This is a genomic window from Hydrotalea sandarakina, assembly GCF_003254115.1.
Classification (GTDB): Bacteria; Bacteroidota; Bacteroidia; order Chitinophagales; family Chitinophagaceae; genus Hydrotalea; species Hydrotalea sandarakina.
In genome coordinates this window covers 411,276-436,118 of sequence record NZ_QKZV01000003.1, presented here as the reverse complement: position 1 = coordinate 436,118, position 24,843 = coordinate 411,276, and the positions used below count along the sequence as shown (strand labels likewise).

Below are 24,843 nucleotides of genomic sequence, written 5' to 3'. Positions count from 1 at the left end.
AAAAGAGCCGCACCTGTTATCATAATTTAAATTGGTTATAGTAGGTGGTGTACCTGTACCAATGGTAATGGTAGCCGTAACCGGATAAGTAAAAGTGCATTGTTGAACAGTAGCAGTTAAAGCCACATCTCCATTAAAGCCATTGCTGTTGGCAGTAACATTAATGGTGTTGATATTATTAGGACCATTAATTTGTGCAAGGGTAGTATTATCTACTTGCCAAAGTACGGTGGCACCGGTGGGTATTCCATTAATGGTAAATGCACCAGTAGTAGCACTACATAAGTTAAATGAATTACTTGTTATGCTTAAAGTAGGTGCAGGTCGGGAAATACTAATTTGGGCAGGAATATATCCATTTGCTAAATTGATGCCACAATTATTTGAAGGTCTAACTTGGATGCTACCATTTATTCCATTTGAAAAATCGGAAGTAACCGTTACATTATTTCCTGCTTTAATCCAGCTTGTGCCATCTGAAGTACTATTACCAATTGACCAGTTTTTTGGTAGCAAATATTCGTAAGTTGTAATAGTGCCAAAACAATATGCCGGGTTTTCTCCAAAAGTACTCCATTGTATATTTTGGAAATTAATGGGTATGTTAACAATCTGACATCTGGGAACAGTAACTGATGCAATATTGAGTTGTAATGGCTTACAAGTAGTAGAAGGTGTGATGTTGTAAAATAATGACTTTATTTTTTTGAAAGAAGGCAAATATGATTTAATTGAATCAAGATTAGTTTGGTAGGTGATTTTAAATACCTGATTAATGTTTACATCCCGAAACCTACCAACGAATGTACATGTAGTTTGTGTAGGGGTATTTTTGATAGAACCTGGTAATATACCGGTAATTATAATTGGACCATTTGTATAAGAAGCCACAGATGGAACTGTATTATCTAAAATTCTCGGAAGAGTTACTGTAAAAGTAATATCTTGTAATGGACAAAATTCATCGTCTTCTGCCGGGGAAATACTTTGCGAAAAAGCACATTGAGCAGAAAAAAGTAAAGCAATAATGATGAATGTATTTTTCATAATAATATTTTTATTTTTTTAAATGAATTTGAAAGCCTATACTTAATTTTAATCCTTTAGTAATAGCATTAGTAGCTACATCTGTTTCCATTTCCTTGCTATAATCATATCCGAGTAACATTTCCAATCCAACCACAGAATTAAAATAAATAACAGGGCCTGCTAAAGCAGAAAAAGTGGTTAATTTACCAGAAGCTATCCCGCCAAAAACCCCGTACTGATAGCTAAGCGCAGTTACAATATTAAACTGTTTAGATGCATTTAAAATGTAATATCTAACAAACGGCCCAATTCGATATCGTTGAACATTTGTCGATAATCCACCAGTGCTTGTTACCTTTCCTTTTACGGAAGAAAAGGTAGGTAGTAGCCCTATCGCAAATTTGTTCAATATAAAAATACCAAGGTATGGTGATAAACTAATTTGGGTATACTTACTATCAGTACTATAGTTGGTGCCGCTATTTAAAGCAGTAAAATTATAGTAACTCCCACTTCCCCCAACCAGCCAAGTGCCTTGTTCTAATTGGGCGTGGGCCAATGAGGAACAAAGTATTAGCAATAAACAACTAAGGAAAAATTTCATAAAAAATGTTTTAGTTAAAGAATAAATGTTGTTGAAATATATTATTAAGTAAAGGCAATCAATTAATAAATAACCACGGGTGGGCTTCTGGGTATGGTAGGGGTATTGGTAACAGGGTTAAACATAGTAATAAAAAGATATGCATTAAAAATATACTAAAAATGTTATTTAAAAAAACGTATTTCTACGTAGTGAAATCACCTATTTTTAATAGGTAGCCAGTGTAATTGGTTTTGTATGTTGTCTGTTAGCTAAAGCAGGTTTCACTACAACTTCTGAAGGCTGTTTTCTGCCATTATTGCAGTTTTTGGGGTGGGAATATTCCATTTTGAATGGGGACTGCTTCGAGACAGATTCGAGACTGATTCGACTCAACAGCGTTGAAAACCAAATTTGTATCGAATATGCCTAAATGGCATTTAAGAGCAGTGGCTAACTCGGGTACTGTGTTGCTACAATTTACTCAACAAACTATCCAACATTCCGGATAATGGCTGTTTGTTTTTTTCTATTCGCCGGCATTTAATTTTTTATTACCGTTAATATGTTGCCGGCCATTGCAAAAGTTTCTTTCCATGTTGTAAAAGTTGTAAGTAACCCATTACTTGTTGGGTAGCATTGGCATAAATGGCAATACGATGTGTGTGTACCATTGCAGGTACAGCTTCATCAGTACTTTTTAGTTGCAAGGTTAAAGTTGTAGAAGGTTGGCCGGGCATATGGCAATTAATACAGTATTGGGTAATGCTTGTTCCCATGGTATGGTACATAGGACAAGCAGGTAATTGGTTCGATGCATGGCAGCTCATGCATCGGGCATTGAATAAGGTATTATTCTCTTTTTCTGTTTGATGGGTATTATGGCAGGTATTGCAGGTAAGTGTTTGTGTGTGTAAGAAACATTTGCTTTCAATTAATAAACCGTATTGGTTGCCATGTACATCTAAATGGGCCGGTACTTGGTCTTTACTGTGGTTAAGGGTATCGCCCGTAATAAACGAAAATGGGGTATGGTTACCTGCTTGCATACCGGAATGACAAATAGCGCAGGCATCTAATTGTTGCTGTCGGGTTAATAATTGCGGTTGTATAATGTATCGGGCAATAGAATCGTTGGGGTGACTTGTAAAATAAGCCACATGTTGTGCACCCGGTCCGTGGCATCGTTCACAAGTAATGCCATAAATAATGGTTTTGCGGCTAAATGCGGGTGGTGTTCCGGGAGTATTGATGGGCTTAAAATAGGTACTATGACAGGCTAAGCAGGTACTATTTACAATGCGGTTAAAAAATACACGGTTGGGGTACCCGGGACTATTGGCCCAACTATTAGTGCCGGTATAAAACGAAACAGGTAGTTGAAACAATTCGTTGCCATTCCAATACAAATAACTTTGGCCTTTGGTGCCCGAACCTATCACTATATCAAAACGATGTGCCGCCAACTCACGCAAAGGGCTATACCATACCTGGTAATAACCGCTATCGCGGTGTTCCATTCTTATTCTGTCGTAAGGGTTATACATATACTCATTGTTCCCTTCCTCAAAACTGCCTTTTATCGTTTGCTCATTGGCAGGTGCCGAGCTATTCCTATGTGCTGTGTGTACATAACTTTGGTAAATGTTTTCGTGACAACGCATACAGGTAATATCTCCCGCAAAGGCTTCACCGTTAGGTGCAATAATTACTGCTTTTTTCCCCGAACGAAAACAGTTGGTAAGTAAAACCATTACCGTTATTAACAAAAACATAATGAATGAAATGCGTTTATATCGGTAATTTTTCAGCATGTAAGCAGTTTCAAAATTTTCAATTCGTATTTAATAATAATATTAAATGTAAAGTGTTTGTAGGGCGTATTTACTGTATGGAAGTATTATAATAGTATTTTAATTTAATATGATTTTGAGCGGAAAATAACGATGATAAACGGTGAAATAGTAGCCGGTGTCGGTGAATAAATTTTTGAAAATGAAAGGTTTAATCTTATTTTAATGTTTTAACATTAACTATATGGCAATGCAATCAATAGGCCATATTTGAAATATTTCTATTTTAGTATATGTATATTTTTGTATATACTACATGCTTTTTTATTCTTGTATAAAAAAGAGATAAAACCATTAAGGCCATCTGTTTCATAATTATTATTTACCTTTCAACAAAACACAGTAGCCATATGGAAAAATATTTACTGGCTTTCGATGCCGGCACTACCAGCAGCCGCGCCATTGTATTTAGCCAAAAAGGCGAAATTGTTGCATTGGCGCAAAAAGAATTTCAACAATATTTTCCCCGGCCGGGATGGGTAGAGCATGATGCCAATGAAATTTGGAGTACACAAATAAGTGTGGCTGCTGAAGCAGTTATTAAAGCTAAAATTACCATGCAGCAAATTGCGGCCATTGGTATTACCAATCAACGCGAAACAACAGTAGTATGGGACAAACGAACCGGTGAACCTGTATATAAAGCCATTGTTTGGCAAGATCGCCGTACGGCTGCCTATTGTCATCAACTGCAAAAGGAGGGCATGGCACCCATTATTCAACAAAAAACAGGATTGGTCATTGATGCATATTTCTCTGCCACCAAATTAAAATGGATTTTAGATGAAGTGCCCGGTGCAAGAGCAAAAGCCGAAAAGGGGCAACTATGCTTTGGTACTATTGATTGTTGGTTATTGTGGAAGTTAACCAACGGTAAGGTATTTGCTACCGATGTTACCAATGCTTCGCGTACCTTATTATTTAATATACATACCTTACAATGGGATGCCGATTTGTTGCAATTAATGAATATTCCACCGCAAATATTACCGCAGGTAAAAAGCAGTAGTGAAGTGTATGGCGAAACACATGCCGTTTTAACACCGGCGGCCATTCCTGTTTCGGGAATAGCCGGCGATCAGCAAGCAGCTTTGTTTGGGCAAATGTGTACACAGCCGGGTATGGTAAAAAATACCTATGGTACCGGATGTTTTATGTTAATGCAAACAGGCGAAAAAATTGTGCACTCGCAACACCATTTGTTAACCACCATTGCCTGGCAAATAAATGGCATTACAGAATATGCATTAGAAGGAAGTGTGTTTATGGCCGGTGCTACCGTGCAATGGCTGCGCGATGGATTGGGCATTATTAAACATTCGGCCGATATTGAAGCATTAGCACAGCAGGTAAATAATACCGATGGCGTATACGTTGTGCCGGCATTTGCCGGTTTAGGTGCCCCGTATTGGAATCCCGAAGCTAAAGGCATGCTTACAGGCTTAACACGGGGAACTACTGCTGCACACATAGCCCGTGCCGTTATTGAAAGTATTGCTTACCAAACCGTTGATGTGTTAAAAGCTATGGAAGCCGATAGCGGTATTGCCATTCATGAATTGCGGGTTGATGGCGGAGCTACTGCCAACCGGTTGCTAATGCAATTTCAAAGTAACATACTGGGTTGTAATGTGGTAAAGCCTGCCGTTACTGAAACCACTGCATTAGGCGCTGCATATTTAGCCGGCTTAGGGGTTGGTTTTTATACTAGCCGAAGTGAAATAGCGGCTTTGTGGCAAATGGCACAAACCTTTCATCCACAATCATCCACCCATGAAATACAACAGTTAATGGCAGGGTGGCATAGAGCCGTAAATGCAACCATTTATTGGGCTAATCATTCCTAAACAGGTTTTTCTTTTAACTTAATACCACTATGATGCAACGTGCTAAAATGATTGAAAATATGGTAAATACCCCACATTGGCAGGTGGTGGTAATTGGTGGTGGGGCCACCGGCTTAGGTACGGCATTAGATGCGGCAACAAGGGGGTACCGTACATTGCTGGTTGAACAATTTGATTTTGCAAAAGGAACTTCCAGCCGTTCCACAAAATTGGTGCATGGTGGCGTTCGTTACTTGGCACAGGGCAATTTAAAATTGGTAATACACGCTTTAAAAGAACGCGGCCGTTTATTGCGCAATGCGCCACACCTGGCACATACCCAACAATTTGTGGTGCCGGTATATTCGTTTTGGAGTAAATGGTTTTATTACCTGGGTTTGGTGTTTTACGATTTGTTGGCTATTGGTTGGGGTTTAGGTAGAACGCGCTGGCTATCGAAAAAGAAAACCATTGCAGCACTTCCGTTTATTAAAACAGGGAATTTAAAAGGGGGTATTCAATACACCGATGGACAATTTGATGATAGCCGCTTATGTATTGATTTAGCAGCAACGGCTCACCGTTATGGCGCTACTTTGTTAAATTATGCTGCCGTAAAAGCATTCACCAAAAATGCCGATAATCAAATTGAAGGATTAATTATTCATGATCAACTAAGCGGTGAACATTATAATGTTTCTGCCGATGTGGTAATTAATGCTACCGGTGTTTTTGCACATTCCGTAATGGCAATGGATAATGCTGCCATGCCCGAAATTATTGCTCCTTCACAAGGTGTGCATTTAGTAATTAATCAATCTAAATTTCAATCAAAGCAAGCCTTAATGGTACCCAAAACTACCGATGGGCGGGTATTGTTTGCCGTACCCTGGCATCATAAAGTAATAGTAGGTACTACCGATACGCCTATTGAACAAATTAGTTTAGAGCCCAAAGCTTTGGAAGAAGAAATTCAATTTATTATTGATAATTATAATATTTATGCTTCCAACCCTATTTCAATGAAAGATGTAGAAAGTGTGTATGCGGGGCTTCGCCCCTTGGTGAAAAAAAAGGGATCGGGCAAAAGTACATCGGTCATATCACGCGATCATTTTATACTCGTTGCTTCATCGGGGCTAATTACCATAACTGGCGGTAAATGGACTACCTATCGGCGCATGGCCGACGATGTTTTAAATCATGCAATTCAACTGGGAAAATTACCCAAAAAAAAGGCCATTACTGCCACCTTGCCCATAGGGCAATGGAATTGGCCTATTCCTTATGATACGCATTGGCATGTATATGGTACCCATGCATTACTTATTCAGCAACTAATGCAAGAAAATGCGGCATGGGAGCAACGCATACATCCCAATTATCCCTATACGCAAGCAGAGGTAATTTGGTTTGTGCGAAATGAAATGGCTGTTAGGGTAGAAGATGTGTTGGCACGCAGAATTCGATTATTGTTGTTAGATGCGCATGCAGCCGTTGAAGCTGCCCCCTTGGTAGCAAGGTTAATGCAGCAAGAATTGCAGCAAACCGATGACTGGCGGGAAAATGAAATCAACAACTTTACACAATTAGCACAACAATACATGTTATAACCTATTGTTTGATTTTGAACTTAAAATAAAACTACAATGTGGCAACAATATTTAGGAGAATTTGTAGGTACAGCCATGCTTATTTTATTAGGGAACGGCGTAGTAGCCAATGTGAACTTAAAAAGCACTTATGCGCATGGGGGCGGCTGGATAGTTATTACGTTTGGTTGGGCAATGGCCGTTTTTATTGGTGTGTTTATATCGGCTAAATTAAGTGGCGGACATTTAAATCCCGCAGTTACCATTGCATTTGCTGCCATGGGTAAGTTTAATTGGGTATGGGTGCCGGGTTATATTATTGCACAAATTGCCGGCGCTATGGCCGGAGCTTTATTGGTTTGGATTACTTTTTATAAACATTATACCTTACCTAATGATGCACCGGTAATTAAAGCTACCTTTTGTACCGAACCTGCCATTCGCAATTATTTTTGGAATGTGGTAACAGAAATTGTAGGAGCATTTGTTTTGGTATTTAGTGTATTTGAAATGCAAAATCCTGCACAAAGCCTGGGTACGTTAGATGCATTACCCGTAGCATTAGTAGTATTGGCCATTGGTTTAAGTTTTGGGGGTGTAACCGGTTATGCCACTAACCCTGCCCGCGATTTAGGGCCTCGTATCATGCATGCTATTCTACCCATGAATGGTAAAGGTACCAGCGATTGGGCCTATTGTTGGGTGCCCATAGTTGGGCCTATTTTAGGTGGTTTGTTGGCCGTAGTGGTTTATCATTTTATTCATTAGTATTATCTATTATTCCTTTTATCATGCTTGTTTATTCTGAATATGTTTGTGGTATTTAATAGCATTTTAATGCCGTAAAAAAATTCCTTCCAAAAAACTGCTTACTTTTATTCATCGTTGTGGCGGCAATAAAAGTGAAAGTTGTAATTGTTTCAACAACGATGTTAGATGAACTATGGGTTTTTGCTGCACCTTGTTGGTGTGGTAAATGCACATGGTTTTTTTATTTATGCGGCTATCCGTAAATTATTTAACTTCAAACCCGTGTTATTTATCACAAATCTATAATTGAACCAACATGAAATCGACTGTTAAAACCTTCGCGGTATTTGTACTGGCGTTTGTACTTTTCGAAGGTTGCAAGCCCAAAAATGCTTATGAAAAAATTACGCACGACCCATTGCTGTTCACTCAAATGCAGCACGAATTAAACTATGTAATTATCTACGACATTTTTACGCCGCCGGTGGCTTCAAGAGTATTTGCCTACTCAAACCTTGCTGCATATGAAGTTTTGGCGAATGAAGGCAAACACTTTGAATCGTTGCAGGGAAAAATTAAAGATTTAAACAATATACCTGTACCCACCGCCGAGCAGAAAAAAGCACTCGATTATCCCTTAGCGGCCACTGTGGCATTTTTGAAAGTAGGGAAAGCCTTAACCTTTTCGCAAGATAAAATGCAACATATTACCGATTCGGTATTAGATGTGGTAAAGCAATCGGGCATACCGGATAATATGTACACCAATTCTGTTGCGTATGGATCGGCTGTGGCAGATTCAATTATGGCCTGGAGTAAAAAAGATAATTATGCACAAACCCGTGGCGCCCGGTTTACGGTAACCAATTTAGATGGTCATTGGGAACCCACTCCACCGGGGTATTTTGATGCAGTTGAGCCTAAATGGGGTACCATTCGTACCGTAGTGATGGATTCTGTTTGGCAAATAAAAGCACCCGGCCCCATTGTTTACAGTAATAAACCCGGTAGTCCCTTTTATCAAATGGCTAAGCAAGTATATGAAACTGGTATTCATTTAGACACTACCCAAAAATGGATTGCCAATTTTTGGGACTGTAACAGCTTTAAACTTCACGTGCAAGGTCATTTAATGTTTGCCACCAAAGCAATGACGCCTTGTGGCCACTGGATGGAAATTGTGGGTACCATTGCAAAAGATAAAAATGCCGATTTTTATAAAACAGTATATTCTTACACCGGTGTTGCTTTGGGTATTTTTGATGCTTTTATTGCTTCATGGAATGCAAAGTACACCTACGATTTAGTAAGGCCCGAAACCTTTATTAACAAGTATATTGATCCTAACTGGAAGCCCTATTTGCAAACTCCTCCATTTCCGGAATACAACAGTGCGCACTCTACTATTTCAAGTGCATCTGCAGCTGTTTTAAAAACCATTTATGGTAATGAAACTCCATTCAGAGATTCAAGTGAACGTAATTGGGGATGGCCGGATAGAACTTTCCCTACATTAGATTCAGCGGCAAGAGAGGTTTCTATGAGCCGTTTTTATGGCGGTATCCATTATTTGCCTTCCGTTTGGGATGCCTATGCACAGGGTAAAGAAATTGGCTTATTGGTTATGAGTAAATTGTTAAAAAAATACAAAGAATAATAGCTCCCGCTTTTTTTAATCCATTTTCCGGCGCCTTAGTATGTTTTTACTAAGGCGCTTTTTTTAATGGAAAACACAATCATGCCAAGCTTTAATCATTCATTTTTTCGGTGAACCAACAAGGTTGAAGCTTACTTTTTAAGCTTTCCGGCCTTAGCAAATTTAAGCTAAACCCCTACCTTCGCTGCATGCAACAATTAGCTATTCCCATTACCAATCATTCGCATCATCCATTACCTGCCTATGCAACAGCAGGCGCTTCCGGCATGGATTTACGCGCTTTTCTACTTCAACCCGTTACTCTGCAGCCATTAGAACGTGCTTTAATTCCCACCGGACTGCATATAGCATTACCCGAAGGCTTCGAAGCACAAATACGACCTCGAAGCGGTTTGGCTATAAAACAAGGCATTACTTGCTTAAATACACCGGGTACAATAGATGCCGATTACAGAGGAGAAATAAAAGTAATTTTAATCAATCTTTCCAATGAACCGGTAACACTTCATGATGGTGATAGAATTGCACAAATGGTTATTCAAAAAATTGAACAAATTAATTGGATGCCTGTGCAAACTTTAACGGAAACTGCCCGCGGTGAAGGCGGATTTGGACATACCGGAAAACAATAAAATATGATGATGCAACGACTTTTTGTTTTTATACTTTTTGTTTTTGCTGTTTTTGCCTGCCATCCTGTAAAAAAGGTACAAAATATTGAAAAGGCAATTTCAAAAAAAGATACGGCTCAAACTGTAATTGTTACCGAAGCCCCCAAAGTTGATTCGGCTGCCATTGTGAAGGATATTATGGAAAAGGTAATGAAACGCTCTATTGACTTTAAAACCTTTAATGCTAAAATTAAAGTTGATTATGAAGGGGCCGAAGAAAGTGAACATGTTACGGCCTACTTAAGTATGATAAAAGACAGTGTTATTTATGTAAAAATTGCACTGCCGCCTTATGGGGTTGTGGCCAATGTTTTGGTAACGCCCGATAGTGTTATATTAATTAAACTTAAAGGCGGTAAATCTATTCAATACAGAAGTATTGCTTATTTGCAAGACGTTACACAAATACCTTTTGATTTTACTACATTACAAAACTTAATTGTGGGTAATCCGGTGTTTTTAGACAGTAATGTGGTTTCCTATAAATCGGGCAATAAACAATTGTTGGTATTGATGGTGGGCGATATGTTTAAGCATTTGGTAACATTAGATAATGTAGATTACCGAATATTACATAGTAAGTTAGATGATGTTGATATGCAACGGAACCGCACTTGCGATATAACATTCAGTAATTATCAGCCTATTGATAATTTTCTGTTTGCTACCTTCCGACAAATATCGGTAGCTGAAAAATCGCGATTAGATATATTTCTTGATTTTAAAGAGTTTTCATTTAATGAGCCGTTAAAATATACCTTTTCAGTTCCTAAAAAATACAAAGTGAAATAATATTGTTGGGGCTGTAGCGTTAATGAAAAATTAATTCATAAGTCTTTTTTTTTAATGTGGAGGTTTTAAGCATGCGTTTAATATTGTTTTGTTTTTTATTGTTTCCCATTTTGCCGGTATGGGCACAAACACAAGGTAGTACACAACAACCACCTACCCGTGAAGCTTTGCAGCAACAACAAAAACAATTGCAAGAAGAAATTGACAACTTAAATGCAACCTTAAATGCCATTCGCAAAAACAAGAAGCAATCACTAACAGAAGTAGCCATTATTCAACGAAAACTGGCAGTACGTGAGCGCTTAATTCATAAAATTAATCAGGAAATACAACGGTTGAATGATGATATATACAATAAGCAATTAGAAATTAATCGCCTGAAAAGGCAATTAGATACCCTTAAGCAGAATTATGCCAAAAGCATTGTTTTTGCTTATAAAAACCGAAGCAGCTACGAATACTTAAACTTCTTATTCTCGGCTCGCGATTTTAATGATGCATTGAAAAGAATGGCTTTTTTGAGAAGTTATCGTCAATATCGCGAAGCAGAAGCGCAGACCATTTTAAAAACCAGCGAATTAAGACAGCAGGCAATTGTTGAAATGAACAATGCCAAAGAACAACAAACCAAGGTATTGGAAACACAAAGTAATCAGTTGAAGGTTTTGGAACAAGATAAAAAAGAGAAAGACCAAATTGTGAATCAACTGAAAAATAAAGAAAAAGATTATTTAGCACAGTTGCGTAAAACCGAAAGGCAAAGGCAAATATTAAATGAAGCCATTAAAGCCGCCATTCGCCGCGAAATAGCTGAGGCTGAACGCAGGGAAAGAGAACGTTTGGCTAAGGCCAAAGCAGAAGCTGCTAAAAAGCCTGCTGTAACAGCGAATAATACGCCTGCCCCCAAAACAAATAGTACACCGGCTAATAACACACCCAAAGCTTCTGATGAACCTATTACAGGGGTAGTTTCAGCCGACAGAAATGAAGCACGTACGTATAGTGTATTTGAAACAACACCTGAAGGAAGAGAAATGTCTATTAACTTTGAAAACAATAAAGGCCGGTTACCTTGGCCGGTTTCCGGAGGTGCTGTGGTTGGGCAATTTGGAACCAATATTGTACCCGGTACAAAACTGAAAGAAACCAATGATGGTATTTTTATTTCTACTAAAATTGGAGCTCCTGTACGATGTGTAGCCGATGGGGAAGTGATTTCTGTAATGGATTTAGGCGATTTTCAAGGCGTATTGGTGCAACATGGTAAATATTTTACCGTTTACAATAAATTGTCTGATGTAAGTGTAAACAGGGGCCAACAAGTAAAAGCCGGTACTTTAATTGGACATGCTGCAGCTGATTTTGACGGGGAAGGTAAAATAGAGTTTAGGGTAATGAATGGCAGCAATAAATTTGTGAATCCCGAACAATGGCTGAAATCTCGATAAATTGTTTCCACCAAGCATAAATACACCAACATGTCAAAACACCCTAATAAAAAGGCAGTTGATGTAATTGAAAAAATATTAGATGCTTGTTACCGGTATAATCCCAACGCTTTATTCATTTTAAGTTTAATGCATCAGTATGAAGAAAGGGGAAGTTTAAGCAAAAAACAATTGCAGGGACTGCATCAAAAAGCTTCCAAAATTCCGGACATGCCTCAGCACTGGTTAAGCACCTTGCAGGCTATTATTTTAAAAATGCCCGAACGACACAAAATTGCTAAAGAAACTTCTGTGCCTTCAGCTGTTGATGCGGCGAATCCTTATGAAGAATTTTTGCCTGTCATTGCATCTATTTTACAGAAATATCCGCAACATAAAGGCGCACTATTGTTACAAACCAAATGTAATTTAAAGCAGTTGCTGACTAATGAAGAAAAAAGCCAATTAAAACAATGGCAAAAGTTGTTACTGTAAAAATCGGTGATAAACAACCGGCATATTTCAAACCAAAACTTCATTCAAGTTACATTATAAAGTGCTGCTATATTTTTAGCAGCCCATTTCCTTTACCCGACATTCTAACAAAACCTTCAGCAGCATTTACACCTATTTCTCTTCCCCTGAATGCTTCCATTATGGCATGACCACAATTGTAAATACCCGTAGGATCTTGGCTGGTATGGCAAAATACGGCATTTCTTTTTATGGCTTGTGTATCTGTAATATTTACCCGGTCAGTTGGGTAAAACCCCATGGTTTGTTCACCATTACAAACTTCAAAAAAATACAATTCAAATTTTGCGGCATTGGCTACCCAACATTGCAGGGTTAATAAACTTGCCACTTGGTGGTCCTTATGGGTGTCAATAGGCCAGTGTGTAAAAACAATATCGGGTTGTTCACTTGTAATTAATTTGTTTAATTGTTGTAAAGTTGCATTATCTGCAATGGTTGCCCCATCAATTTGTCCGGCAAATACGGGTTTTGCACCTAATATTTTGCAGGCGTTAATCGCCTCTTGTTTTCTTATAGCCGCGGCTTCTTCATGACTTTTGCCGGGTATACCTGCTTCACCGGTGGTTAAGTAAATAATCGTAACAGAGTGTCCTAAATTGGATAGCATGGCTAAGGTTCCGCCACACCCGCTTTCCGGGTCATCGGGATGTGCCCCAACGCATACAATTTTCTTTCTATTTGCAGTAGGTTGTGCCTGTGCTTGCAGTAAATTAGGCAAGCTTAAAAAGCTGATTCCTGCAGTAACATTTTTTACAAATTGCCTGCGGTTTTTAGGATTTTCCGGCATAGTTGTTTAATGAATGATGGTTGAGGATGCTCTTAAAAGTAAATCATTTTTTCCTATTGGCTTTTTTGCCCCATTTGGTTATGAATTGTTGAATGTTATGTTCGCTTTATAATCTTTAAACTGAACAGTGTGCATATTCCAAATAGTTTGTAATGTTTTTTTAAAAGAAAAATGAATTTATCCACATATATGTGGAAAACTTTGTTTAAATTGTATTCCCTATTCACCCTTTTAAAAAACGCAAAGTGAAAACGATTGCTGTTTACAACATTAAAGGTGGGGTTGGTAAAACCACCACCTCAATAAACATTGCCTGTTTAATGGCTAAAATGGGCTTTAGCGTACTAATATGGGATTTAGATCCCCAAGGTGGTACCAGCTATTTTTTTAATTGCGAAGGTGCCAATAATCAGCGGTATAAGCGGTTGTTTGAAAATGATATTTCCATCTACGAAGTAATACAAACCTGCGATACGCATCATATTGACATTATAAGCAATGACGCATTTTTTGGTGATGATGTATTAAGCAAAGGTTCATTGTTGTCTCGATTAAATTTTGCCAATAATGCTACCATACAGGCTGCATTAGAAAAAGTAGAGGATGATTATGATGTATGCATTATTGATTGCCCGCCGGGCAAATTTTCACTGCATAATAATGTTTTTACTGCTGCACATTTATTACTGATACCCAATATACCGGCTCCATTATCTTTATATTGTTTTAAAGTTTTGCAGGCTGACTTAAAATTGTTTCAACAACAGGGTAAGAATATACTGTCATTTTATAATATGGTGCAGATTAGGAAAAATTTGCATCGCCGATATTTGGAGGCACAAGCCGATAGTATTACAAAATTAAACAACTATATTCCCTTTTACTCAGACATTGAAAACATCAGCTTTAGTAAGCAATCTATTTTTCACCAACTGAAAGAAGCCAAGTCAATACAGTTTTATGAAGATTTGTGGGATGAGGTTTGTGATAAATGCAATTGGCCCATGTTTAAAACGAATAAAGGCAGGGTTGTTGGTTTTCCTGCCTTTACTAATAGTTTAGCTGCTTCAGCGGAATAGCCTTTATATGGTTTTATCGGGGTATTGTTTTAAAGCTGCTTCCAGGCAATCCATGGCAGCATGTAAATCGTTTTGATTTAATACATAGGCTAATCTTACTTCATTTTTTCCTAAACCGGGTGTTTGATAAAACCCGCCGGCAGGTGCCAACATAACGGTATGCCCCTTGTATTCAAATGATTCTAACAACCACTGGCAAAAGTTTTCTGCATCTTTTACCGGCAAAGCAGCCATGGCATAAAATGCACCACCTGGGTTAGGACAATGTACTCCGGGCATGGCGTTTAATCGTTGCACTATGATATCTCTGCGCCGTTGGTATTCTTCTTTTATGGCATCAAAATAATTATCGGGCAAATCAACTGCAGCTTCGCCGGCTATTTGTGCAAATGAAGGAGGACTAAGCCTTGCCTGCGCAAATTTCATTACGGCATCTAAAACAGTTTTGTTTTTGGTTACTAATGCGCCAATTCTTCCACCACAAGCACTGTAACGTTTACTAATGGTATCCATTAAAACAACATGCTCATCAATTCCTTTTAAGTGCATGGCTCTAATATGGGTGCCTTCATAACAAAATTCGCGATAGGCCTCATCGGAAAATAAATACAATTGATATTTTAATACTAAATTTTTTAAGGCCTCCATTTCCGCTGCAGTATATAAATAGCCGGTAGGATTATTGGGATTACAAATTAAAATGGCTTTTGTTTTAGGAGTAATTTTTGCTTCAAAAGCAGCAATTGAAGGAAGGGCAAAGCCATTTTCAATGGAAGCGGTAACGGGTACAACTGTAACACCGGCTTCTACTGCAAAACCATTGTAGTTAGCGTAAAATGGTTCAGGTATAATTACTTCATCACCTGCATCTAAACAGGCCATAAAAGCAAATAAAATAGCTTCACTGCCTCCGGTTGTAACAATAATTTCATCTTTAGTAACGGTAATACCTTTGCGTTGATAATATTCCGTTAGTTTTTTTCTGTAACTTTCATTACCGGCACTATGGCTGTAAGCCAATACTTTAAAATTACTGTGCCTAACTGCATCTAAAACCGGTTGAGGTGTTTCAATATCGGGTTGGCCAATATTTAAATGATAAACCTGAATGCCTTTTTTTTTCGCTGCTTCGGCATAAGGAACTAATTTCCTTATGGGGCTTGGGGGCATTGCTATGCCACGCTTACTAATACTTAACATGGCGCAAAGATAACAAGCGTTAGGTAAAAAAAAGCCACCTTTATTTTAAAAGTGGCTTATTTATTAAATGTTTTGAAAGTAGTTATTTGTGACTGCTGTCTTCAACTACCCCTTCAATCGTTAATACAATGGGTTCATTTACGCCGGCTAACTTAACATTTACTCTTTTAGTAAAAGCGCCGGACATGGCCGCATTATAGGTTACTTTAATTTCTCCTGTTTTGCCTTTGGCAATTGGTGATTTAGGGTACTCGGGGGTAGTGCAGCCGCATTCGGCAGTAGCAACTTCTATTACTACCGGCTTGGTGCCAATATTTTTAAAATGAAAAACATAAGTGGCCGGAACGCCTTTTTTTATTTTGCCAAAGTCGTGTTTTACGGTTGTAAATTCAACAGGGCTTTGTGCAAAGCAAACAGTACCTGCCAATAAAAAAACAGCTAAAAGCAATTGTTTCATAGTATAGAAATTTTGTTGTAAAAATAATGGTTTTGGTAAAGCAAAAATTGTAATAAATAAAGATGTAATTTATTGATGAATTACAGTGCCGGTTTGTTTCATTTTTCCTGAGTCGGATGCAGGTTGTTGAAAGGTTTCGCCCTTAAAACTTACTTGTTTGCTCAATTTGTAATTGTTTAAAAATATTCCCGCTGTTTTATAAAAGGGGCCTAATGTGTTGCCATTGAAACCTAAAACTACCTTTACCGATTCGCCGGGTGCAAATTTTTTACCACGCTCAAATTGAGGAGTCGTACAACCGCAACTGGGGCGTACATCATCTAATGTAGCAGTATCTTTTCCAATATTGGTAATAGTAAGGGTGTATTGTGCGGGCTTACCATAGGGTATTTTTCCAAAATCAAAATTATCGTTGGTGAAATTAAACTGATGCGTAATATCGGCATTAGTAATCTGCGCTTTCAATGTACCGGATAAACCCAATAAAATAATTAAACATGCATAAAGTTTTTTCATTTGTCCTGTTTTAGAGTGAAGTAATGCGTAATTTATCATTTTACAAATACAATGCTAAGCTGTAAAAAAGGGTGCCTGATTTAATAATATTAACACATTGATGCGGTTTTGCATAGGTTCATTTTTTTGTATTGAATAGTTACAATTTCAACGACTTCTTAAAATAAAATTAAGTAATGCTAAGTCAAAAAAAATTAAGAAATGCTAAAAGTTAGGAAGGCAACAAAAATTATGGTTGTGTTATGGACAAATGTTGTTCTACTTATTCACTATTTTTTGACAATTTGGCACAATTGTCCCTGTAGTGCATAATTTTATTTACCTTAACATGAAGTTGCGTAATCCAATGAAAAATGCACAGCCCTATTAGCCAAATGAAATTTACTTAGCCATATAGTGTTGTGGTGCAATGCTGCATAATTGACAGTTTACCAAAGAACAAAAAACTTACAGTTGATAGTTTTTTAAAATTATTTTTGTGTTATGGAACAAACAAATACTGCTATTGATACCAACGTGTTATCATATGAAGGCTTTAGGCAACAAGTGCTGAATGATTTTAAAATTACTGTAATTAGCAGAGAAGCCAGTTTATTGGGAAGAAAAGAGGTTTTAACCGGGAAAGCTAAGTTCGGCATTTTTGGTGATGGTAAAGAATTGGCGCAGGTAGCTATGGCCCGATATTTTCAGCCGGGTGATTTTAGAAGTGGCTACTACCGCGACCAAACTTTTATGTTTGCAACAGGGTTGGCTACTGTTGACCAGTTTTTCTCGCAACTATATGCCGATCCTAATATAGAAAACGATCCATTTAGTGCCGGAAGGCAAATGGTTTCGCATTTTGCCACACCCAATGTTGATGAAAATGGAAATTGGCTTGATTTGGCCAACCGAAAAAATATTTCATCTGATATTGCACCTACGGCCGGACAAATGCCTCGCTCATTGGGTTTGGCTTTTGCCTCTAAATGTTTTAGGAATACACCGGTATTGCAACAGTTTAAACACTTAAGTAATAACGGAAATGAAATATGCTTTTGCACAATAGGCGATGCTTCAACCTCTGAAGGCCCATTTTGGGAAACCATTAATGCCGCCGGTGTATTGCAAGTGCCTTTAGCGGTATTTGTTTGGGATGATGGCTACGGTATTTCCGTACCCCGCGAATACCAAACCACCAAAGGCTCTATTTCAGAGGCTTTGCAGGGTATGCAAAAAGATGAACATACCAATGGCATCAACATTTATAAAGTGAAGGCCTGGGACTATGCAGGCATGTGTGAAGTGTTTGAAGCAGCATTGCAAAAAGTTCGCGAAACACATACACCCGCATTATTTCATGTGGAAGAAGTAACTCAACCACAAGGACATTCTACCAGCGGCAGCCATGAGCGCTATAAAAGTGCTGAACGCTTAGCTTGGGAAAGGGAATGGGATTGCATTAAAAAATTCAGAGAATGGATTGTATTGAGTGGGTTGGCTACCGATGATGAATTGAATGCCATTGCACAAGAAGCCAAAATATTAGTAAAAGAAGCCCGCAATAATGCATGGGAAAAATTTATTCAACCCATAAAAGTTCAGGTACAAAAAACCGCTGAATTGTTGAATGAAATGGTGGTGAATGACATGGATGTGTATCGCACCATTCAACAAAAAGTAAGTGAACTGCAAAAAAATATTGAACCCTTGCGGCGCGATGTATTGCATACTTTACATGTGGCAATGGAAATGGCACCCCATTCACCATCGTACAATGACATTCAACAATATTATAATTCATTGTTGCATGAAAATAATCAGTTGTATAATTCGCATTTGTACAATGAGGGCACTGCCAGCGCTTTAAAAGTTGAAACAGTAAAACCATTAATACCTTTTGATGCGCCGGTATTAAACGGTTATGAAATATTAAACAGGTATTTCGATATATTATTTGCCAATAATCCGAAAGTACTGGCATTTGGTGAAGATGTTGGGAATATTGGTGATGTAAACCAAGGTTTTGCCGGTTTGCAAGCCAAACATGGCAACACACGTATTTTCGATACCGGAATTCGTGAATTAACCATTATGGGACAGGCCATTGGCTTGGCATTGCGTGGATTACGCCCCATTGCGGAAATACAATATATTGATTACTTATTGTATGGTTTACAAACCTTAAGTGATGATGCCGCTACAACACATTATCGTACATTCGGCCGTCAAAGCTGTCCCGTTATTGTACGCACCCGGGGTCATCGTTTAGAAGGTATTTGGCATAGCGGAAGCCCAATGGGTTTGGTAATACATGCCTTAAGAGGCTTTCATGTATGTGTACCCCGCAACATGGTGCAAGCGGTAGGTATGTATAACACTTTGTTGAAAGGTAACGATCCCGGTATTGTTATTGAGTGTTTGAATGGATATAGGTTAAAAGAAAAATTACCGGCTAATTTGTTGGAGTTTACGGTTCCATTAGGCGTGCCTGAAATTATTAGACCGGGTGATGATATTACCCTTGTTTCATATGGTTCAACATTACGAATTGTAGAAGAAGCTGCAGAGCGTTTGGCTAAATTGAATGTAAGTTGCGAAGTGTTGGATGTGCAAACTTTATTGCCCTTTGACATAAACCATGATATTTTAAAATCGCTTAAAAAAACCAATCGTATTTTATTTATTGATGAAGATGTACCCGGTGGTGCCGCTGCATATATGTTTAATAAAGTAATGGAAGAGCAAGGTGGTTACCGTTGGGTAGATGTTGCACCACGTACTTTAACGGCTCAGGCTCATCGCCCGGCATATGGCAGTGATGGTGATTATTTCAGTAAGCCCAATGCTGAAGATGTGGTGCGAATGGTTTTAACTATGATGCAGGAATAAAGGGCAGATTATTCAATAAAACGGTTTTCCCAATTGGAGGCAGGGATATAGCAACTATTTTTTTTACCAAACCAACGGTATCGGTTTGTTGCAATGATATGGTAAATATAATTGCGAATAAACGGTGGTATAATAATGGCTATGGCCAATAAATTGGTTGGAAAGGCTAAAGCTCTTACAACTTTAATGGCTGCCGTTGATTGTGTATAGATTTGATTGTTTTGAATGAGAATAAAACTATTCAAATCTTTATTGCTGAGTTGGTATTTTGCCAATATTTTTTGTGCATATTGGCTTTGCAAAGGTGAGAAAAGAAAGCGTTGATGTTTGTCGTGTTTTAACACAAACTGTACAACTGCACTGCAGAAATTGCAAACACCATCAAATAAAATAATTGAATTGTAGGATGAAGGTGTATTATTGGTGGTTGCCATCATAATATTAGTGAACAAAAAAACAGAGATAGGGTTTAGCTATCTCTGTTTTTAAAGAGGGTTATTACCCCATGTTGTGGAATACTTTGGTAACATCTTCGTCTTGTTCCAATCGTTCAATTAGCTTACTTACTTCTTCAGCTTGCGCATCGGTAACGGGAACAGTGGTGGTGGGTATCCATTCCAGTTCTGCGCTTATGGGTGTAATGCCTTTATCTTCTAAGGCTTTTTGCAGTTTACCAAAATCAACGAAGGCGCAACGCAATACTACAATATTGTTGCCTTCATCATCGGTGCTTTCACCCATTTCTTCTAAACCGTAATCAATTAATTCCAGTTCAAGCGATTCAATGTCTAAATTATCGGGCTTTAATTTGAATACCCCCATTTTTTTGAATTGAAAACTTACGCTGCCACTGGTACCCATGGTGCCGCCTCCTTTATTAAAATGGCTTTTTACGTTGGCCACGGTACGCACATGGTTATCGGTAGCAGTTTCTACTAAAATGGCAACTCCGTGTGGTCCGTAACCTTCATATAATATTTCATCGTAGTTAGAGGCTTCTTTACCCATGGCACGTTTAATGGCTGCTTCTACACGGTCTTTGGGCATATTAACGCTTTTAGCGTTTTGAATGCAGCGACGAAGGGCGGGGTTGGTAGCGGGGTCGGGGCCACCGGCTTTTACGGCAATTACTATTTCTTTACCTATACGGGTAAATTGTTTGGCCATACGGTCCCAGCGGGCAAACATGGTGGCTTTTCTTACTTCAAAAATCCTTCCCATAATAAAATCAATAAGCGTTTATTAAATTAATTAAGCTGTTGGTAACAGATGCAAAGCCGGCTCCTTTTTGCAGGAACGTTGAAGTGAGTGACACAACAGGCGATGCCCAAAGTACCGACAGCCGGTAACAAAAAAATTGTTGGCAAATTTAGCGGTTAAGGATGGTACAACAAAAAACCCCAATAACTTGGGGCTTTTTGGAATGTTATGCCGGGTTTTGTTTATTAAAATCGTCGGCCGTTGGTAAGGTATCGGCGGGAACATTTAATTTACTGTGTTTACGACTGTAACTAAAGTAAACAATAATACCCAAAATCATCCAGGTAAATGCAGCTTTGAGCGTTTCGGGGTCAAGAGCAATGATCATACCTAAACAAACTACAAAGCCTAAAATTGGCACTAAGGGTACTAATGGTGTTTTAAAAGGTCTGTGTATTTGTGGCGATTTAACGCGTAAAATCCATACACCCAAACTAACTAATAAAAAGGCAAACAAAGTACCAAATGAGGTTAAGTCGCCGGCTACGTTTCCAGGAACAAAGGCTGCAAAAATGCCTACAAATACAAATAAAATTAAGTTGGCTTTGTATGGTGTTTTGAATTTGGGATGTAAGTCGCCAAAAGCTTTGGGAATTAAGCCATCATTACTCATGGTATAAAAAATACGGCTTTGGCCCATTAACATTACTAATATAACAGAGGAAAAACCTGCTAAAATGGCTATTGTTACAGCGGTAGCTAACCAGCTATAGCCTTTCATGTAATGTTCAATGGCAAAAGCAACAGAGGCTTCTTTACCTGCATCTTTAAATTCTTTCCAGTTGGCAACGCCGGTTAAAACATGGCCAAATAAAATGTATAAAATGGTACATATTACTAATGAGCCTAAAATACCAATGGGCATATCGCGTTTGGGGTTTTTGGCCTCTTGAGCAGCGGTACTAACGGCATCAAAACCAATAAAGGCAAAAAATACAATTGCAGCACCGCCTAAAACTCCCCCCCAACCATGTTTAAAGTATCCTTCATGTCCCGGGGTATCGGCAGGTATTAAATAAGGCGTATGATTGGCAGGGTTAATAAATTGCCAACCAATGGCAATAAATGCTAAAACAATGGCTACTTTAATGAACACAATAATCATATTAACAGTGGCAGACTCTTGCATACCACGAATTAATAATAATGTTAATACCAATAAAATAAATAATGCCGGTAAATTAATAATGCCATGTTCGCCAGTTTTTGTGCTTTCAAATGGTGAATGGCACCATTCGTAGGGAATTCGTCCTCCCAGCAAATTATTAAGGTATTCACTCCATGCAATAGATACGGTAGCGGCACCTAATGCATATTCCATAATAAGAGCCCAGCCAATAATCCAGGCAATTAATTCACCCATGGTTAAATACGAGTAAGCGTAAGCACTGCCGGCAATGGGAATCATTGAGGCAAATTCGGCATAGCATAACCCTGCGAAGGCGCAACCTACGGCTGCAATAATGAATGATATAGTAACGGCCGGTCCTGCAGCTTCGGCGGCAGCGGCAGCAGTTCTAACAAATAATCCTGCGCCAATAATGGCACCAATACCTAAGGCAATTAGGTTACTTGCTCCCAGTGTCCGTTTTAAGCCTGATTCACTATCGGAAGTTTGTGCAAGTAAACCTTCAATCGATTTTTTTCTAAATAAACTCATGGTACAGTTGATTAGGTTTTACAATTTTCGGATTGGCAAAATAGGCATTTAATTGATTGGATGCAGTAAAACTTTATGAATTACAGAGAAGTATTACATTTTTGTACAACATTTTTATTGCAAAGAAGAAGAATGTGTTGGGGTATATCAATTTTGGTTTTATTTGTGATATTCAGGTTTCGGTAAACACAATTATAAGTAGTTTATACCTATATTGCCACCTTGAAAAGGGCTGAATAAACTATGAATGAATGGTTCAGTAGCCTGCATACTTTGCTTGAATGATAAAAACCGTATGAAAAAAAACAGATTAACACTTTACATTTTAATTGCCATGTTTTTGGGCATTGGCGTAGGCTACATGGTTAATAAAACAGCTACACCAAGTTTCATTGCTGCATTTGCACCTAAAGTAAATTTATTAACTACCATATTTTTAAGGTTAGTGCAAATGATTATAGCCCCATTAGTATTTAGTACACTCGTAGTGGGTATTGCTAAATTAGGCGATTTAAAAACCGTAGGACGTGTGGGAGGTAAAGCATTGTTGTGGTTTATCAGTGCATCGTTTGCCAGCTTATTACTGGGCTTATTATTGGTAAATATTTTTAAACCCGGCCATGGCATACATTTAACGGTACATGATGCCGGCAATGCCAAAGATGTAATTGGTAAAACACAAAGTTTTTCTTTAGAAACTTTTGTAACGCATGTATTTCCTAAAAGTATTTTTGAAGCAATGGCTTCGAATGAAATTTTGCAAATTGTTATCTTCTCAGTGTTCTTTGGTATTGCTACAGCCGCCCTGGGTGATGCAGGAAAAGTAGTGATAAAAGGGTTAGATGCAGTGGCTCATGTTATTTTAAAAATGGTGGCTTACGTTATGGCCTTTGCGCCATTAGGCGTTTTTGGTGCCATTGCGGCGGTAATTGCCAGTAACGGTTTAGAAGTTTTTAAGTTTTACAGTTTTTATTTACTGTACTTTATTTTAGGTATTTTTTTATTGTGGGCCTTATTATTGTTGGTTGGGCTTTTAATTTTGAAAAACAAATTACCGGCTCTGTTAAAAAGAATTATACAGCCTTTAATTATTGCATTTAGCACCACCAGCAGTGAAGCCGTATTTCCAAAATTAACGGAAGAGTTGGAAAAATATGGCTGTAACAATAAAATTGTAGCCTTTATTTTGCCATTGGGTTATTCGTTTAACCTGGATGGAAGTATGATGTATATGACTTTTGCCAGTTTAGCTATTGCTCAGGCTTATGGAATACACTTAGACTTAGGCACACAGCTAACCATGTTAATTGTATTAATGCTAACCAGCAAAGGTATTGCAGGTGTGCCACGTGCATCGTTAGTAGTGGTAACGGCCACTTGTGCCATGTTTAATATTCCACCCGAAGGCATTGCACTCATATTACCAATTGACCATTTTTGCGATATGTTTAGAACGGCAACCAATGTGTTGGGTAATGCATTGGCTACTTCGGTAGTTAGTAAGTGGGAAGGAGCATTGGAATATGAACAAGCGGCTTAAAACTTTTTTTTATTATGAATATATTATTATCCTCATTTGAGTGGCACCAGTTATTACAACCCCAATTTTATATTGAACATGGCGGGCTTTGGGTATTACTATTTATTGTGTTTGCAGAAACAGGTTTGTTCGTAGGATTTTTTTTACCGGGCGATAGCTTATTATTTGTTGCCGGTATATATAGTAATATGTTAATGCATTCATTCATTGATACGCAAAATAGCTTTATTAATTTGGTATTATTGATTATACTTATATCCTTAGCGGGAATATTAGGGAATGCTACTGGGTACTGGTTTGGCCGAAAGGTGGGGCCTGCAATGTATAATTGGAAAGATAACTTTATATTTAAACAACATTATTTGCAACAGGCGCACGATTTTTATGAAAAGCATGGAGGCGGCGCCATTATTTTTGCTCGTTTTGTACCCATTGTTCGCACCTTTGCCCCCATTGTTGCGGGCATTGTGAATATGCATCAAAAAAAATTCACTTTCTTTAATATAATAGGTTGTGTGGCCTGGGTAATTACCATGGTTGCCGGTGGGCATTACTTAGATAAATTTTTTATTGAAACCTATCAGTTCGATATTAAGAAGCACTTGGAAATTATTGTGTTAGTAATTGTTTTGGTAACCACTGCTCCTGTGTTAATAAAGTTGTTCTTTGGCAAAAAGAATAAGCAACAATAAATGTGTTGTTTACATAAAGTAAATTCCAACATCAATTTTATTGCTACCTGCATTTTATTTATAT

The 24,843-nt window shown here is 38.1% G+C and carries 22 protein-coding genes; 12 read left to right on the top strand and 10 right to left on the bottom strand.

What is annotated here, in order from left to right; translation table 11 throughout:
• The 3 genes from LX80_RS07095 to LX80_RS07085 all read right to left on the bottom strand — a co-directional run.
• The coding region (locus LX80_RS07095; RefSeq protein WP_146250412.1) for a hypothetical protein at positions 1-1,047 on the bottom strand (1,047 nt) is incomplete at its 3' end.
• A gap of 10 nt (positions 1,048-1,057) precedes the next feature.
• The gene (locus LX80_RS07090; RefSeq protein WP_146250410.1) at positions 1,058-1,633 is read right to left on the bottom strand and encodes a hypothetical protein; all 576 of its coding nucleotides are present in this window, start codon (positions 1,631-1,633) and stop codon (positions 1,058-1,060) included.
• Between the two features lie 539 nt (positions 1,634-2,172).
• Complete coding sequence (locus LX80_RS07085; RefSeq protein ID WP_111294638.1) at positions 2,173-3,426, bottom strand: multiheme c-type cytochrome; 1,254 nt, start codon at positions 3,424-3,426, stop codon at positions 2,173-2,175.
• A 389-nt stretch (positions 3,427-3,815) separates the two neighbouring features.
• Between LX80_RS07085 and glpK the strand changes: the two genes are divergently transcribed.
• The 8 genes from glpK (at position 3,816) to LX80_RS07045 (ending at position 12,675) form a co-directional block, all read left to right on the top strand.
• Positions 3,816-5,312, top strand: a complete 1,497-nt coding sequence (gene glpK / locus LX80_RS07080; RefSeq protein WP_111294636.1) for a glycerol kinase GlpK — start codon at positions 3,816-3,818, stop codon at positions 5,310-5,312.
• A gap of 29 nt (positions 5,313-5,341) precedes the next feature.
• Positions 5,342-6,904 carry a glycerol-3-phosphate dehydrogenase/oxidase gene (locus LX80_RS07075; RefSeq protein WP_211307717.1) on the top strand — a complete coding sequence of 521 codons (1,563 nt, stop codon included), beginning with the start codon at positions 5,342-5,344 and terminating at the stop codon, positions 6,902-6,904.
• 36 nt (positions 6,905-6,940) lie between these two features.
• On the top strand, positions 6,941-7,651 hold the full coding sequence (locus LX80_RS07070) for an MIP/aquaporin family protein (RefSeq protein WP_111294634.1): 711 nt from the start codon (positions 6,941-6,943) through the stop codon (positions 7,649-7,651).
• A 298-nt stretch (positions 7,652-7,949) separates the two neighbouring features.
• The gene (locus tag LX80_RS07065; RefSeq protein WP_111294633.1) at positions 7,950-9,290 is read left to right on the top strand and encodes a vanadium-dependent haloperoxidase; all 1,341 of its coding nucleotides are present in this window, start codon (positions 7,950-7,952) and stop codon (positions 9,288-9,290) included.
• Between the two features lie 188 nt (positions 9,291-9,478).
• Positions 9,479-9,922 (top strand): dUTP diphosphatase, encoded by a 444-nt coding sequence (dut, locus tag LX80_RS07060; protein WP_111294631.1) that lies wholly within the window; start codon positions 9,479-9,481, stop codon positions 9,920-9,922.
• 3 nt (positions 9,923-9,925) lie between these two features.
• A complete protein-coding gene (locus LX80_RS07055; RefSeq protein ID WP_111294629.1) occupies positions 9,926-10,753 on the top strand; it encodes a DUF4292 domain-containing protein in 828 nt (275 codons plus the stop codon).
• Between the two features lie 71 nt (positions 10,754-10,824).
• Entirely contained in the window at positions 10,825-12,201 is a 1,377-nt protein-coding gene (locus LX80_RS07050) for a murein hydrolase activator EnvC family protein (protein ID WP_111294627.1), read from the top strand.
• A 30-nt stretch (positions 12,202-12,231) separates the two neighbouring features.
• Positions 12,232-12,675 carry a hypothetical protein gene (locus LX80_RS07045; protein ID WP_111294625.1) on the top strand — a complete coding sequence of 148 codons (444 nt, stop codon included), beginning with the start codon at positions 12,232-12,234 and terminating at the stop codon, positions 12,673-12,675.
• Positions 12,676-12,742: 67 nt separating this feature from the next.
• On the opposite strand, the gene LX80_RS07040 is transcribed toward LX80_RS07045, so the two are convergent.
• Entirely contained in the window at positions 12,743-13,504 is a 762-nt protein-coding gene (locus LX80_RS07040) for a PIG-L deacetylase family protein (protein WP_111294623.1), read from the bottom strand.
• A gap of 245 nt (positions 13,505-13,749) precedes the next feature.
• Here LX80_RS07040 and LX80_RS07035 point away from each other — a divergent pair, with 245 nt between their 5' ends.
• Positions 13,750-14,583, top strand: coding sequence for a ParA family protein (locus LX80_RS07035; RefSeq protein ID WP_170120399.1), 834 nt, complete (start codon positions 13,750-13,752; stop codon positions 14,581-14,583).
• 3 nt (positions 14,584-14,586) lie between these two features.
• Here LX80_RS07035 and LX80_RS07030 read toward each other — a convergent pair whose 3' ends face one another.
• The 3 genes from LX80_RS07030 to LX80_RS07020 form a co-directional block, all read right to left on the bottom strand.
• The gene (locus LX80_RS07030; RefSeq protein ID WP_111294619.1) at positions 14,587-15,783 is read right to left on the bottom strand and encodes a pyridoxal phosphate-dependent aminotransferase; all 1,197 of its coding nucleotides are present in this window, start codon (positions 15,781-15,783) and stop codon (positions 14,587-14,589) included.
• A gap of 82 nt (positions 15,784-15,865) precedes the next feature.
• Positions 15,866-16,240: a DUF1573 domain-containing protein gene (locus tag LX80_RS07025; protein WP_111294617.1), complete on the bottom strand. Its 375-nt coding sequence runs from the start codon at positions 16,238-16,240 to the stop codon at positions 15,866-15,868.
• 69 nt (positions 16,241-16,309) lie between these two features.
• Positions 16,310-16,756: a DUF1573 domain-containing protein gene (locus LX80_RS07020; RefSeq protein ID WP_170120398.1), complete on the bottom strand. Its 447-nt coding sequence runs from the start codon at positions 16,754-16,756 to the stop codon at positions 16,310-16,312.
• 483 nt (positions 16,757-17,239) lie between these two features.
• Here LX80_RS07020 and LX80_RS07015 point away from each other — a divergent pair, with 483 nt between their 5' ends.
• Positions 17,240-19,627 (top strand): alpha-ketoacid dehydrogenase subunit alpha/beta, encoded by a 2,388-nt coding sequence (locus LX80_RS07015; protein WP_111294613.1) that lies wholly within the window; start codon positions 17,240-17,242, stop codon positions 19,625-19,627.
• 8 nt (positions 19,628-19,635) lie between these two features.
• Here LX80_RS07015 and LX80_RS07010 read toward each other — a convergent pair whose 3' ends face one another.
• The 3 genes from LX80_RS07010 to LX80_RS07000 all read right to left on the bottom strand — a co-directional run bounded on the left by LX80_RS07010 (position 19,636) and on the right by LX80_RS07000 (position 22,547).
• Entirely contained in the window at positions 19,636-20,064 is a 429-nt protein-coding gene (locus tag LX80_RS07010; RefSeq protein WP_245898010.1) for a thiol-disulfide oxidoreductase DCC family protein, read from the bottom strand.
• A gap of 61 nt (positions 20,065-20,125) precedes the next feature.
• Positions 20,126-20,848 (bottom strand): YebC/PmpR family DNA-binding transcriptional regulator, encoded by a 723-nt coding sequence (locus LX80_RS07005; RefSeq protein ID WP_111294611.1) that lies wholly within the window; start codon positions 20,846-20,848, stop codon positions 20,126-20,128.
• 205 nt (positions 20,849-21,053) lie between these two features.
• The gene (locus LX80_RS07000) at positions 21,054-22,547 is read right to left on the bottom strand and encodes an amino acid permease (protein WP_111294609.1); all 1,494 of its coding nucleotides are present in this window, start codon (positions 22,545-22,547) and stop codon (positions 21,054-21,056) included.
• A gap of 295 nt (positions 22,548-22,842) precedes the next feature.
• Here LX80_RS07000 and LX80_RS06995 point away from each other — a divergent pair, with 295 nt between their 5' ends.
• Both LX80_RS06995 and LX80_RS06990 read left to right on the top strand, forming a co-directional pair.
• Positions 22,843-24,087 carry a dicarboxylate/amino acid:cation symporter gene (locus LX80_RS06995; protein ID WP_111294704.1) on the top strand — a complete coding sequence of 415 codons (1,245 nt, stop codon included), beginning with the start codon at positions 22,843-22,845 and terminating at the stop codon, positions 24,085-24,087.
• Between the two features lie 14 nt (positions 24,088-24,101).
• On the top strand, positions 24,102-24,779 hold the full coding sequence (locus LX80_RS06990; protein WP_111294607.1) for a DedA family protein: 678 nt from the start codon (positions 24,102-24,104) through the stop codon (positions 24,777-24,779).
• The last annotated feature ends 64 nt before the right edge of the window (positions 24,780-24,843 follow it).

Coding starts and splice junctions, on each gene's coding strand:
- glpK (WP_111294636.1), top strand. CDS start 3,816: ATGGAAAAATATTTACTGGCTTTCGATGCCGGCACTACCAGCAGCCGC.
- LX80_RS07040 (WP_111294623.1), bottom strand. CDS start 13,504: ATGCCGGAAAATCCTAAAAACCGCAGGCAATTTGTAAAAAATGTTACT.
- LX80_RS07010 (WP_245898010.1), bottom strand. CDS start 20,064: ATGATGGCAACCACCAATAATACACCTTCATCCTACAATTCAATTATT.
- LX80_RS06995 (WP_111294704.1), top strand. CDS start 22,843: ATGAAAAAAAACAGATTAACACTTTACATTTTAATTGCCATGTTTTTG.
- LX80_RS07070 (WP_111294634.1), top strand. CDS start 6,941: ATGTGGCAACAATATTTAGGAGAATTTGTAGGTACAGCCATGCTTATT.
- LX80_RS07030 (WP_111294619.1), bottom strand. CDS start 15,783: ATGTTAAGTATTAGTAAGCGTGGCATAGCAATGCCCCCAAGCCCCATA.
- LX80_RS07015 (WP_111294613.1), top strand. CDS start 17,240: ATGGAACAAACAAATACTGCTATTGATACCAACGTGTTATCATATGAA.
- LX80_RS07025 (WP_111294617.1), bottom strand. CDS start 16,240: ATGAAACAATTGCTTTTAGCTGTTTTTTTATTGGCAGGTACTGTTTGC.
- LX80_RS07055 (WP_111294629.1), top strand. CDS start 9,926: ATGATGATGCAACGACTTTTTGTTTTTATACTTTTTGTTTTTGCTGTT.
- dut (WP_111294631.1), top strand. CDS start 9,479: ATGCAACAATTAGCTATTCCCATTACCAATCATTCGCATCATCCATTA.
- LX80_RS07050 (WP_111294627.1), top strand. CDS start 10,825: ATGCGTTTAATATTGTTTTGTTTTTTATTGTTTCCCATTTTGCCGGTA.
- LX80_RS07020 (WP_170120398.1), bottom strand. CDS start 16,756: ATGAAAAAACTTTATGCATGTTTAATTATTTTATTGGGTTTATCCGGT.
- LX80_RS07085 (WP_111294638.1), bottom strand. CDS start 3,426: ATGCTGAAAAATTACCGATATAAACGCATTTCATTCATTATGTTTTTG.
- LX80_RS07000 (WP_111294609.1), bottom strand. CDS start 22,547: ATGAGTTTATTTAGAAAAAAATCGATTGAAGGTTTACTTGCACAAACT.
- LX80_RS07045 (WP_111294625.1), top strand. CDS start 12,232: ATGTCAAAACACCCTAATAAAAAGGCAGTTGATGTAATTGAAAAAATA.
- LX80_RS07065 (WP_111294633.1), top strand. CDS start 7,950: ATGAAATCGACTGTTAAAACCTTCGCGGTATTTGTACTGGCGTTTGTA.
- LX80_RS07075 (WP_211307717.1), top strand. CDS start 5,342: ATGATGCAACGTGCTAAAATGATTGAAAATATGGTAAATACCCCACAT.
- LX80_RS07005 (WP_111294611.1), bottom strand. CDS start 20,848: ATGGGAAGGATTTTTGAAGTAAGAAAAGCCACCATGTTTGCCCGCTGG.
- LX80_RS07090 (WP_146250410.1), bottom strand. CDS start 1,633: ATGAAATTTTTCCTTAGTTGTTTATTGCTAATACTTTGTTCCTCATTG.
- LX80_RS06990 (WP_111294607.1), top strand. CDS start 24,102: ATGAATATATTATTATCCTCATTTGAGTGGCACCAGTTATTACAACCC.